The organism is Achromobacter pulmonis, assembly GCF_902859765.1.
GTDB lineage: Bacteria > Pseudomonadota > Gammaproteobacteria > Burkholderiales > Burkholderiaceae_B > Achromobacter > Achromobacter pulmonis.
The window spans coordinates 136110-147547 of sequence record NZ_CADIJV010000001.1; the positions used below are offsets into that span (position 1 = coordinate 136110).

Consider the following 11438-nt stretch of genomic DNA (forward strand, 5'->3'; position numbering starts at 1 on the left):
CCTCACAGGGCGAATTTGGCCAGGCGCGCTTCGCGGCGGCGCTGCAGGTAGCCGATCACGCCCTGGCGCAGGCGCGCCAGGAAACGGTCGCGGCCGCTGGGGTTGTGGACGATGTCGGCGCGGTAGAAAGACGGGCACAGCACGGCGGCGTGCGCCACTTCGCCGCAGTTGCCGCAGCCGACGCAACTGCTCTCGACGTGGGCCACCGGGTCTTCCTTGAGGGGATCGCCGCTGTCCTTGACCGTCAGCGACGGGCAGCCGGACAGCCGGATACAGGCATGGTCGCCGGTGCAGACGTCGGGGTCGACGCCGAAGCGTTCCTTGACCACGCGCTTGCCGGCCTTGACCGCCTGGTTGAACAGCGGCTTGATGCGGCGCTGCTTGTTCAGCATGCATTCGGACTGGGCGATGATGACCTTGGGGCCCTTGATGTCGGTGGTCAGCGCTTCCTCGATGGTGGCGCGTACCTTGGCCACGTCGTAGGTGCGGTCGAGCGTGCGCACCCACTTCACGCCCACGCCGCGCACGGCCTGGTCGATGGGGTTATTGGTGGAGCGATCCGGATTCTCGGCGCGCGAGGACAGGATGTCCTGCCCGCCGGTGGCCGAGGCGTAGAAGTTGTCGACGATGACGATGACGCCGTCGTACTTGTTGAACACCGCATTGCCGATGCCCGAGGCCAGGCCGTTGTGCCAGAAGCCGCCGTCGCCCATGATGGAGATCGGTCGCTTGGCCGCCGGCACGTTGAAGGCCGCGGCGCTGGAGGCGCCCAGGCCGTAGCCCATGGTGGTGGCGCCCAGGTTGAAGGGCGGCAGGATCGAGAACAGGTGGCAGCCGATGTCGCAGGAAATATGATGCTGGCCCAGCGTCTCCTGCGCCAGCGTCAGGGCCGAGAAGATCGGCCGTTCCGGACAGCCGGTACAGAAGCCGGCAGGACGCGGCGGCACCACGGCGGCCAGTTCCGCGACGTGCTTGTGGAAAGTGATGGGCTGTTCGGCCGGGCGCGGCGCCGGCTTGGGCCGCGTGATCTCGGTGACCTGCAGCGCGGGTTGCGCCGCGCCGCTGTCGGCGGCCACGGCCGGATGGGTCTGCAGCGATTCCGGACGCTCGCGCTTGAGGAATTCACGCAGGCCGTCGCGCATCACCTGGGTGGTGTATTCGCCCGCCATCGGCAGCACGTCCTTGCCGGACAGCTTCGTATCGACGCCGGCCTTGCGCAGCACCGCGTGCAGGGCCTGCTCCAGGTAATCGGGCTGGCCTTCCTCCAGCAGCAGCACGGCGCGCTTGTCGCGGCAGAAATCGATGACCTCGTCCTCGATCACCGGGTAGGCCACGTTCATCACATACAGCGGAATGCGGCTGTTGCCGAAGTTGTCCGCCAGGCCCAGCAATTGCAGGGCGCGGATCACGCCGTTGTAGAGGCCGCCTTGCAGGATCAGGCCGATGTCGTCCTGGTCGCCGTCGAAGTGCTCGTTGAGCTTGTGTTCCTTGATATAGCGGATGGCGGCGGGCCAGCGTTCCTTGATTTTTTCCTGCTCGTGCAGGAAAGAGGCCGGCGGCAGCACAATGCGGCTGGTGTCGCGCGCCGGGTTTTCCAGCGCCTCGGCCAGCGAAAACGCCGGCCGCTGGTTGTCCTTGGCGATGAAGCGGCCATGCACGTGGCAGCCGCGGATGCGCAGCTGCAGCATCACCGGCGTCTTGCTGGCTTCCGACAACGCGAAGCCGTCTTCCACCGCCTTGACCATGCTTTCAAGGTTGGGACGCGGATCGAGCAGCCAGATCTGCGATTTCATGGCGAACGCGTGCGAGCGTTCCTGCATGATGGACGAGCCTTCGCCGTAGTCTTCGCCGACGATCACCAGCGCGCCGCCGGTGACGCCGCCCGAGGCCAGGTTGGCCAGCGCGTCCGAGGCGACGTTGGTGCCGACGGTGGATTTCCAGGTGACCGCGCCACGGATCGGATACATGACCGAGGCGGCCAGCGTGGCGGCGGCGGTGGCCTCGGAAGCGCTGGCCTCGAAGTGCACGCCCAGTTCCTGCAGGATGTCGTTGGCGTCGGCCAGCACGTCCATCAGGTGCGAGATGGGCGAACCCTGGTAGCCCGCCACATAGCCCACGCCGGATTGCAGCAGCGCCTTGGTGACCGCGAGAATGCCTTCGCCGCGGAACTCTTCGCCCGCGCCGATGCGCAACTGCTGGACTTCTTTCTTGAAAGACCTTTCAGCCATCTCGAACTCCTCTACGCGGACCGGCATCCGGGTCCCGCAGCCATGCTGCTTAGCAGCAACGCCATGTCACGAAATTTCGCCCTGAAAAATACTTTAGGAGTCAACGTTTTAGCTGTCAACAAAAAAGATGAAATTTCATGGAATCAAAAAAATATCACGCTAAAACAAGGGTGTATATACTGGTTGTTCTCTATCCCGAGCGCCCGAAAAAGGCGCTTTGATGGTGCAAAAACGGGTTGCGCTTCGGGGTATACCCTGTGCTGCGCAACAGCATTGCGCCGCGTCATGGCGCGCGCCCGCGCCAACGTGGTGCAATGCGCCTGCCGGCCTCGGGTCGTCCATTCAATATTGATGCGTGGGAGCGGAACAACATGCGGTCGGACAAGCAGGGCGAAGGTACCCAGGGCGGCGGCGCGCGCTTCGTCGACGACTACCTGGCCTACCTGCTGGCGCAGGCCAGCCAGCGCATCTCGGCGGAATTCCATCAGCAGGTCAAGGCGGCCGGATTGTCGGTGACCGAATGGCGGGTGCTTGCCAGCCTGGAAGGCAGCCAGGGCGAGACCATCGGCGATCTGGCGGTGCTCGCCATCACCAAGCAGCCGACCCTCAGCAAGGTGGTGCAGCGCATGGAAGCCGAAGGTCTGGTGGCGCGTACGGGCGTGCGCGCCGATCGCCGCCAGACGCGCGTGGTCATCACCACCAAGGGCCGCAACCTGATCGCCGCGCTGTGCGGCCAGGCCATGCAGCACCAGAAGGCGGTGCTGGCGCCGTTCGGCGAGGACAAGGCGGCCTTGCTGATCGACATGCTGCGGCTGCTGATGACCGAACACGTGCCGCTGGACCTGCCGCTGGATACCGACGAATAGGCGCGTACACGGCCCGCCCCCGGCCCGGAAGCTCGACGGCGGCTTTTTGGCCGGGCAAACGTTGTTCACTTTCGGGGAGCAGCGTTTTTTTTCTCATATTCATATATGTCCCTGAATAGGTTTTCCCTGTGAAAACCCCCTCCGCTACGCATAAACCCTTAATTGACGGGGTTCCTGGCGCTAGGCAATATCGCGCCGATATTCAGACTACTGTCAGGAGTTGAATCTATGCGCCGCACTTTGATTGCTATCGCGATCGCCGCCGCCGTGGCCGCGCCCTCGATCGGGCAGGCCAAGACCTTCCGCTGGGCCGCCCAGGGCGACATCCTCACCTTCGATCCCCACTCGCAGAACGAAGGCATGACGATCGCCGCCAACAGCTACGTGTATGAGCCGTTGGTGGACTACGACAAGGACTTCAAGGTGGTGCCGCGCCTGGCAACCGAATGGCAGCAGGTTTCGCCCACGCTCTACCGCTTCAAGCTGCGCCCCGGCGTCAAGTTCCACGACGGCGCCGCCTTCACTGCCGACGATGTGGTGTTCTCGGTGCACCGCGCCATGGCGCCCACCTCGAACTACAAGGCCTATACCACCGGCATCAAGGAAGCGCGCAAGATCGACGACCTGACGGTCGAGATCGAGACCTCCGCGCCCAACCCGGTGCTGCTGCGCCAGTTGCCCAACGTGTTCATCATGAACAAGGCCTGGTCGGAAAAGAACAACATCGCCAAGCCGCAGGATTTCGTCAACAAGGAAGACACCTTCGGCGCGCGCAACACCAACGGCACCGGCCCCTACAAGCTGAAGTCGCGCGAAGTCGACGTGCGCACCGTGTTCGAAGAGAACAAGGACTGGTGGAACAAGGCCAACAAGGTCGGCAACGTCACCGAAGTGGTGTTCACGCCGATCAAGCAGAACGCCACCCGCACCGCCGCGCTGCTGTCGGGCGAGATCGACTTCGTGCTCGATCCGGCCGCGCAGGACCTGGACCGCCTGCGCCAGTCGGCCAAGGTGGTCGAGGGCAATGAATACCGCACCATCTACCTGGGCCTGGACCAGAAGCGTCCCGAGCTGCAGTACTCGAACATCAAGGGCAAGAACCCGTTCCAGGACATCCGCGTGCGCGAGGCGCTGTACCGCGCCATCGACGTCGACGCCATCAAGCGCGCCGTGATGCGCGGCCTGTCGGCGCCCACCGGCACCATGATCGCGCCGCAGGTCCACGGCTGGACCGAATCGCTGCACAAGCGCGTGCCCTACGACCCCGCGAAAGCCCGCGCCCTGCTCAAGGAGGCCGGCTACGACGGCACCCTGAACTTCACGCTCGACTGCCCCAACAACCGCTACATCAACGACGAAGCGATCTGCCAGGCCGTGGTCGGCATGTGGGCCAAGGTGGGCGTGAAGGCGAGCATGAACGCCATGCCGCGTTCGACCTACTTCCCCAAGGTGCAGAGCGCCGACACCAGCGCCTATCTGTTCGGCTGGGGCGTGCCGACGTTCGACGCCATGTACACGCTGCAGAACCTGATCCGCACCAAGGGCGAGGGCGCGGACGGCATGTACAACCTGGGCAACTACAGCAACAAGGAACTGGACGCGATCATCGATCGCATCAAGACCGAGACCGATGCGGCCAAGCGCGACGCCGACATCCGCAAAGTGCTGGAAGTCCACGCCCAGGAATTCGGCCACATCCCGCTGCACGACCAGGTCATTCCCTGGGCCATGCGCAAGAACGTGTCGGTGATCCACCGCGCCGACAACCGCCTCGTTGCCGACTGGGTCAAGGTCGACTGACCCCGCCCCGGCTAAACAGACAGCGAAGCCCCGCGGGGTTTCGCCGTCCTGCCTTTCCCGCCTATGTTCGCTTTCATACTGCGCCGCCTGTTGCAGGCCGTAGCGGTGATGCTCACCGTCGCGCTGCTGGCCTTCGTGCTTTTCCAATACGTCGGCGACCCTGTCACCATCATGCTGGGACAGGACGCCACCGATGCCGAGCGCATCGAACTGCGTGAGCGCCTGGGCCTGAACCAGCCCGCCATCGTCCAGTTCGGCCATTTCGTGGCCAACGCCGCGCAAGGCAATTTCGGTATTTCCCTGCGCCAGAGCGAACCGGTCTCCAGCCTGCTCAAGTCGCGCCTGCCAGCCACGCTGGAGCTGTCCATGGTGGCGGCCCTGCTGGCGCTGGTGGTGGGCGTGCCCCTGGGCGTATACACCGCGCTCAAGCGCAACAGCCTGCTGTCGCAGCTGCTGCTGGCCGGCTCGCTGCTTGGGGTGTCGTTGCCGACCTTCCTGATCGGCATCCTGCTGATTCTGGTGTTCTCGGTGCAATTGGGCTGGCTGCCCAGTTACGGCCGCGGCGATACCGTGGCGCTGGGCTGGTGGACCTCCGGGCTGTTCACCGCCAACGGCTGGAAACACCTGATCCTGCCCTCGATCACGCTGTCGCTGTTCCAGATGACGCTGGTGCTGCGGCTGGTGCGCTCGGAGATGCTGGAGGTGCTGCGTTCGGACTACATCAAGTTCGCCCGCGCCCGGGGCCTGAAGCGCCGCGCCATTCATTTCGGCCACGCGCTCAAGAACACCATGGTGCCCGTCATCACCATCACCGGGCTGCAGCTGGGCGGCATCATCGCCTTCGCCATCGTGACCGAAACGGTGTTCCAGTGGCCCGGCATGGGCCTGCTGTTCATCCAGGCGGTGCAATTTGCCGACGTGCCGGTGATGGCCGCGTACCTGTGCCTGATCGCGCTGGTGTTCGTGGTGATCAACCTGATCGTCGATCTTCTGTATTTTGTCGTGGACCCGCGCCTGCGTTCCGGGCTGACCCGCGGCGGAGGTGGCCACTGATGCGTGCCGTACTGAAACGCTGGTGGGACAGCGATATCGCCTGGGCCTGGCGCCGGGCGCCCGTGGCCATCGTCGCCACCGTCATGCTGGCGGCGCTGCTGATCGGCTCGTTCGGCGCCGGCTGGGTGGCGCCGCACAATCCGTTCGACCTGACCCAGGTCGAGTTGCTGGACGCGCTGCTGCCGCCGGCCTGGTCGCCCGACGGCCAGTCGACCTATCTGCTGGGCACCGACAGCCAGGGCCGCGACCTGTATTCGGCCATCCTCTACGGCACTCGCGTGTCGCTGCTGATCGGGCTGGCCTCGGTGTTGCTTTCGATGCTGATCGGTATCGTGCTGGGGCTGGTCTCGGGGTACGCGGGCGGGCGCATCGATGCTTTCATCATGCGCGTCGCCGATGTGCAGTTGTCGTTCCCGGCGATCCTGATCGCGCTCCTGATCGACGGCGTGGCGCGGGCGGCGGTGCCGCGCGAGCTGCACGAGATCATCGCGTTCCCGGTGCTGATCGGCGCCATCGCGCTTGCCGGCTGGCCGCAGTATGCGCGCACGGTGCGCGGTTCGACCCTGGTGGAGAAGAACCGCGAATACGTGCAGGCGGCGCGCGTGATCGGCGTGGCTTCACCCGTCATCATGTTCCGCCATGTGCTGCCCAATGTGTTGGGGCCGGTGCTGGTGCTGGCCACGGTGCATCTGGCGACCGCCATCATCACCGAGGCGACGCTCTCGTTTCTGGGGGTGGGAGTGCCGCCGACAGCGCCGTCGCTGGGCACGCTGATCCGCATCGGCAACGATTTCCTGTTTTCCGGCGAGTGGTGGATCACCATCTTCCCGGGCGCGGCGCTGGTGCTGCTGGTGCTGTCGGTCAACCTGCTGGGTGATTGGCTGCGCGACGCATTGAATCCACGCCTGAACTAGAGATATACCCATGAGCGCATTACTTGAAGTCCGCAACCTGCGCGTCGAGTTTCCGACGCGCCGCGGCACGCTACGCGCCCTGGACGATGTGTCCTTTTCCATCCAGGCGGGTGAAGTCCTGGGCGTGGTGGGGGAATCGGGCGCCGGCAAGTCGCTGACCGGGGCGTCCATCATCGGCCTGCTGGAGCCGCCCGGCCGTATCGCCGGCGGCGAGATCCTGCTGGCCGGCCGCCGCATCGACAACCTGCCCGACGAGCAGATGCGCCGCGTGCGCGGCCGCGAGATCGGGGCGGTGTTCCAGGATCCGCTGACCTCCCTGAACCCGCTGTACACGGTGGGCCGGCAATTGGCCGAGACCATCGTGACGCACCTGGACCTGAGCTGGTCGCAGGCGCGCGACCGGGCGGTCGAGCTGCTGGCGGCCACCGGGATCCCGGCGGCGTGCGAGCGCATCGACCATTACCCGCACCAGTTCTCCGGCGGCATGCGGCAGCGCGTGGTGATCGCGCTGGCGCTGGCGGCCGAGCCCAGGCTGGTGGTGGCCGATGAGCCGACCACGGCGCTGGACGTGTCGATACAGGCCCAGATCATCGAACTGCTCAAGCGCCTGTGCCGCGAGCAGGGCACGGCGGTGATGCTGATCACCCACGACATGGGCGTGATCGCGGAGACGGCCGATCGCGTGGCGGTGATGTACGCGGGCCGGGTGGCCGAGATCGGCCCGGTGCGCGATGTGATCCACCAGCCGCGTCATCCCTATACGGCGGGACTGATGGGATCGATTCCCTCGCTGCAGGGGCATACCGAGCGGCTGGTGCAGATCGACGGCAGCATGCCGCGCCTGAACGCGATTCCGCCAGGCTGTGCCTTCAATCCACGCTGCGGCCGGCGCCTGCCGCGCTGCGGCCACGACCGGCCCGAGTTGATGCCGGCGGGCACGTCCCGCGCGGCCTGTTGGTTGCATGCAAACGAAACCGAGGTGACGGCATGAGCACGCCGCTGGTGCAAGTGAACGACGCGGCGCGCTGGTTCGATGTGTCGCCGCCCTGGCTGGAACGCAAGCTGGCGGGCAAGCCGCGCGTGCTGCTGCGCGCGGTCGATGGCGTGTCGTTCGAGATCAATCGCGGCGAGACGCTGGCGCTGGTGGGCGAGTCGGGCTGTGGCAAGTCGACGGTGGCGCGCATGCTGGTGGGACTGTATGGCCTGACGCGCGGCGACATCCGCTTCGACGGCCAGCCGCTGTCGCGCATGGCGGAGCCGGGCGGGCGCGCGCTGCGCAAGCGGCTGCAGATGATCTTCCAGGACCCGTACGCGAGCCTGAATCCGCGCTGGCGCGTCGGCCGCATCATTGCCGAGCCGATGCTGACGCATACCAAGATGACGCCGGCCGAGCGCATGGCGCGGGTCGGCGACCTGCTCAGCCAGGTGGGGCTGGACCCGGCCGACCAGGGTCGCTATCCGCACCAGTTCTCGGGCGGCCAGCGCCAGCGCATTTCGATTGCGCGGGCGCTGGCGGTGAATCCCGAGTTCCTGGTGTGCGATGAGCCGACCTCGGCGCTGGATGTGTCGGTGCAGGCGCAGGTGCTGAACCTGATGAAGGATCTACAGCGCGAGCTGGGGCTGACCTATCTGTTCATCTCGCACAATCTGGCGGTGGTGCATCACGTGGCCGATCGGGTCGGGGTGATGTATCTCGGGCGGATGGTGGAGGTGGCGCCCCGCGATGAGCTGTTCGCGCGGCCGCGGCATCCGTATACGCGGATGCTGCTGGAGGCGATTCCGGACATCGACGGGGCCGGCAAGCCGCGCACGGCGGTGGCGGGGGAAGTGCCGAATCCGTTGAATCCGCCGTCAGGGTGTACGTTTCATCCGCGCTGTCCGCATGCGAACGAGCGGTGCCGGGCGGAGGCGCCGCAGGCTCGGATGGCGGGGGTAGCGGTTGTGGCTTGCCATGCGGTGGAGGAAGGGCGGATTGCAGTCTGACCCGGTGTTGGCGCCTTGGTGAATTCTTGAGGTGTCTCGCGGCGGGCGGCTCGTCGTGTCCGCCTGCTTTCTCGTTCAGTGGCGGTGGCCGGAATCGTTGTGGTCGTGGACGTGATCGTGGCCGTCGTCTTCGTCCTCTTCGTCTTCGTCGTCTTCCTCGTCCGGATCGGGCAGGGGCTCCTCGGTCAGGGCGAAGGGCAGCACGTCTTCCAGGCTGTCGGACCAGGCCGACTCTTCGCCGTCGTGGTCCAGCTTGATGAAGCGTTCGCCTTCGTTCAGCGAGATCTGGATGGCCCAGAGGTAGAGGCAGTCGTAGGTGTCGTCGCCGGTCTGGGGCAGGCCGCCGCGATTGCCCAGGAGGCGGGCGCCGGGGCCGCCCAACTGGACGCGGGTCTGGTCTTCGCCGGGTTCGGCGTTCTCGTCGATGGGCACGCCATAGGTGACCCATTCGGTGCCTTCTTCACCCAGGACCACTTCGGCCAGGACCGGCTTGCCCAGGTAGGCACTGAGGGCGTCGGCGGTCTTGGCGAGCATGTCCAGCTCGGTCGCGCTGAAATGGGTCAGGGAAGGCGGGGGCGTGGCGGAGGCGGACATGGAGGTTCCTGGCGCGATGATGCCGCGGGGACGGCGTTACGAAAAAACAGACGCTATTGTCTCGCGATCGCGCGCGGCTTGCATCCGACGGTTGGATGACGAAGGTGGCGGGTGGCCGCGAGGTTGCTTCAGGCGGGCGCGGCGGCGCGCTTGCGGGCCGTGTCGGGTGACTGGCCGGTCAAGCGCTGGAACATGGCGATGAAGGCCGAAGGGGTGCTGTAGCCGAGTTCGCGTGCCACGGCCTGCACGGGTTGGCCGGCGTCGAGCCGTTCGAGCGCGCTGACCACGCGCAGGCGTTGCCGCCATTCATTGAAGGACATGCCCAAGTGCTGCTGGCAGTGGCGCAGCAGCGTGCGTTCAGTGATGCCGGCGGTGGCGGCCCAATGGGCGGCGCCGCGCTTGTCGCCGGGTTGGCGTTGCAGCGCGGCCAGGACGGACGCCAACACGGGCTCGGTGGTGGACGGCAGATAGCTGGCGTAGACGCGCGCGACGCGGATCTGGTCGATGACGACCTGGGCCAGGCGCCGGTCTTCCGGCGTATCTGGATAGGCGATGCCGCGCCGTTCGAAGTCGGCCAGAATAGCGCGCATGACCGGGCTGATCTCCAGCGTGCACGGCGTGGCGGGCAGGTCGGCGCAGGCGGCGGCGGGGATGTCGATGCAGGCGTAGTGCACTTCGACCTGGTTCTGGCAGCAGTGCGGTACGCCGGGTGGTATCCAGATGGCGTACTGCGGGGGCGACAGGTAGGTCGAGTCCTCGATGCCGATTTCCATGATGCCGGACAGCGCGAAATTCAATTCGCCCCACGGCGAGGCATGGCGCTGGATGCGCGAGTGCGGCAGGAAGTGCAGGATGCGGCAGGCCAGCGGATAGGGCCGCGCCGGGCCGAGGTCGGGCGGGGAAACGGCAGGGGCCATGTCCGAAGTTCGGTGGAGTTTGTCGGTTTTTCATTATATACAGCGAGTCGGACAGATCCTAAACTGGCCAGCCATCTTTCCGCTCTGGCTGTTTTTCCATGACCCGCGCTGCTGTTTCGCCCTCTCCCGCCCGCTATTTGCTGTTTCCGTTGCTGGCGGCGCTGATCTGGTCGGTCAACATGATCGTGACCAAGATGGCGGCCGGCGTGATCGCGCCCGCCGCCATCGGCTTTTACCGCTGGGCGCTGGCGGGGCTGCTGCTGACGCCTTTTGCGTTGCCGGCCGCCTGGCGCCAGCGGCGCGCGCTGTGGCCGTACCTGCCCAAGTTCGCGGTGCTCGGCGGCCTGGGCATGGCGCTGTACCAGGGCCTGGCGTATGTGGCGGCCGGCAGCACCACCGCCACCAATATGGGCATCATCACCGCGATGATTCCGCTGCTGACCATCGCCGTCAGCGCCGTGGTGCTGCGGGAGCGGCCTTCCGTGATGGCGCTGCTGGGCGGCCTGCTGTCGCTGGCGGGATTGGCGCTGTTGATCGGCGAAGGCGATCCGGCGCGGTTGCTGGCGGTGGGCGCGAACCACGGTGACGTGTTGATGGGCGTGGCGGCGCTGGCCTATGCGCTGTACGGCGTGCTGCTGCGGCGCTGGGGCCTGCCGGCCGGGCCGTGGGTGTCGCTGTACGTGCAGGTGGCGTTTGGCGTGCTGTTCCAGTTGCCGGCTTTCCTGATGGCGCCGGCCTCGCCGCTCAATGGCGACAACCTGCCGCTGGTGCTCTATGCCGGCCTGTTCCCGTCGCTGTTCGCGCCGTTCCTGTGGATGCAGGGCGTGCGCCACCTGGGGCCGGCGCGCGCCAGCGTGTTCCTGAACCTGATGCCGGTGGCCACGGTGGCGATCGCGGCGCTGTTCCTGGACGAAAAGCCGCATCTGTTCCATATCGTCGGCGGCGCGATGGCGCTGGCCGGCGTGATGCTGGCACAGATGCGCGCGCCATTCGCCGGCTCACGGCCGGCTCGGGCGGCGTCGTAGGGCGCGGCGGGCGCGGGCCGGGATGCGGCGCGCGCCTGTCCGGGTTCCGGCCTACAAT

General features: G+C 66.4%; 10 protein-coding genes. 7 read left to right on the forward strand and 3 right to left on the reverse strand.

From position 1 onward, the window contains the following. Positions 1-2: 2 nt before the first annotated feature. A complete protein-coding gene (locus HV701_RS00570) occupies positions 3-2228 on the reverse strand; it encodes an indolepyruvate ferredoxin oxidoreductase subunit alpha (RefSeq protein WP_175131212.1) in 2226 nt (741 codons plus the stop codon). Positions 2229-2599: 371 nt separating this feature from the next. On the opposite strand from HV701_RS00570, the gene HV701_RS00575 reads away from it, so the two are divergent. From HV701_RS00575 to HV701_RS00600, 6 genes are all read left to right on the forward strand, one after another. After that, positions 2600-3094 (forward strand): MarR family winged helix-turn-helix transcriptional regulator, encoded by a 495-nt coding sequence (locus HV701_RS00575; protein WP_175131213.1) that lies wholly within the window; start codon positions 2600-2602, stop codon positions 3092-3094. A gap of 228 nt (positions 3095-3322) precedes the next feature. After that, positions 3323-4894 carry an ABC transporter substrate-binding protein gene (locus tag HV701_RS00580; protein ID WP_175131214.1) on the forward strand — a complete coding sequence of 524 codons (1572 nt, stop codon included), beginning with the start codon at positions 3323-3325 and terminating at the stop codon, positions 4892-4894. 63 nt (positions 4895-4957) lie between these two features. Further along, complete coding sequence (locus tag HV701_RS00585) at positions 4958-5947, forward strand: ABC transporter permease (protein ID WP_175131215.1); 990 nt, start codon at positions 4958-4960, stop codon at positions 5945-5947. After that, positions 5947-6861, forward strand: coding sequence for an ABC transporter permease (locus HV701_RS00590; protein ID WP_175131216.1), 915 nt, complete (start codon positions 5947-5949; stop codon positions 6859-6861). Before HV701_RS00585 ends, HV701_RS00590 begins: the two co-directional genes overlap by 1 nt. Before the next feature lie 10 nt (positions 6862-6871). Beyond that, on the forward strand, positions 6872-7852 hold the full coding sequence (locus HV701_RS00595; RefSeq protein ID WP_175131217.1) for an ABC transporter ATP-binding protein: 981 nt from the start codon (positions 6872-6874) through the stop codon (positions 7850-7852). After that, positions 7849-8844: an ABC transporter ATP-binding protein gene (locus HV701_RS00600; protein WP_175131218.1), complete on the forward strand. Its 996-nt coding sequence runs from the start codon at positions 7849-7851 to the stop codon at positions 8842-8844. The genes HV701_RS00595 and HV701_RS00600 overlap by 4 nt, the downstream gene beginning before the upstream one ends. Before the next feature lie 75 nt (positions 8845-8919). On the opposite strand, the gene HV701_RS00605 is transcribed toward HV701_RS00600, so the two are convergent. Together HV701_RS00605 and HV701_RS00610 are read right to left on the reverse strand one after the other, a co-directional pair. Then, the gene (locus tag HV701_RS00605; protein WP_175131219.1) at positions 8920-9438 is read right to left on the reverse strand and encodes a hypothetical protein; all 519 of its coding nucleotides are present in this window, start codon (positions 9436-9438) and stop codon (positions 8920-8922) included. A gap of 128 nt (positions 9439-9566) precedes the next feature. After that, entirely contained in the window at positions 9567-10355 is a 789-nt protein-coding gene (locus HV701_RS00610; protein ID WP_175131220.1) for an AraC family transcriptional regulator, read from the reverse strand. 98 nt (positions 10356-10453) lie between these two features. Here HV701_RS00610 and HV701_RS00615 point away from each other — a divergent pair, with 98 nt between their 5' ends. Beyond that, the gene (locus HV701_RS00615) at positions 10454-11380 is read left to right on the forward strand and encodes a DMT family transporter (RefSeq protein ID WP_175131221.1); all 927 of its coding nucleotides are present in this window, start codon (positions 10454-10456) and stop codon (positions 11378-11380) included. Positions 11381-11438: the final 58 nt, after the last annotated feature.

What these genes read in the sequence shown, in the direction of transcription:
- HV701_RS00615 (WP_175131221.1), top strand. Translation starts at nt 10,454, where the DNA reads ATGACCCGCGCTGCTGTTTCGCCCTCTCCCGCCCGCTATTTGCTGTTT.
- HV701_RS00570 (WP_175131212.1), bottom strand. Translation starts at nt 2,228, where the DNA reads ATGGCTGAAAGGTCTTTCAAGAAAGAAGTCCAGCAGTTGCGCATCGGC.
- HV701_RS00605 (WP_175131219.1), bottom strand. Translation starts at nt 9,438, where the DNA reads ATGTCCGCCTCCGCCACGCCCCCGCCTTCCCTGACCCATTTCAGCGCG.
- HV701_RS00590 (WP_175131216.1), top strand. Translation starts at nt 5,947, where the DNA reads ATGCGTGCCGTACTGAAACGCTGGTGGGACAGCGATATCGCCTGGGCC.
- HV701_RS00610 (WP_175131220.1), bottom strand. Translation starts at nt 10,355, where the DNA reads ATGGCCCCTGCCGTTTCCCCGCCCGACCTCGGCCCGGCGCGGCCCTAT.
- HV701_RS00580 (WP_175131214.1), top strand. Translation starts at nt 3,323, where the DNA reads ATGCGCCGCACTTTGATTGCTATCGCGATCGCCGCCGCCGTGGCCGCG.
- HV701_RS00595 (WP_175131217.1), top strand. Translation starts at nt 6,872, where the DNA reads ATGAGCGCATTACTTGAAGTCCGCAACCTGCGCGTCGAGTTTCCGACG.
- HV701_RS00600 (WP_175131218.1), top strand. Translation starts at nt 7,849, where the DNA reads ATGAGCACGCCGCTGGTGCAAGTGAACGACGCGGCGCGCTGGTTCGAT.
- HV701_RS00585 (WP_175131215.1), top strand. Translation starts at nt 4,958, where the DNA reads ATGTTCGCTTTCATACTGCGCCGCCTGTTGCAGGCCGTAGCGGTGATG.
- HV701_RS00575 (WP_175131213.1), top strand. Translation starts at nt 2,600, where the DNA reads ATGCGGTCGGACAAGCAGGGCGAAGGTACCCAGGGCGGCGGCGCGCGC.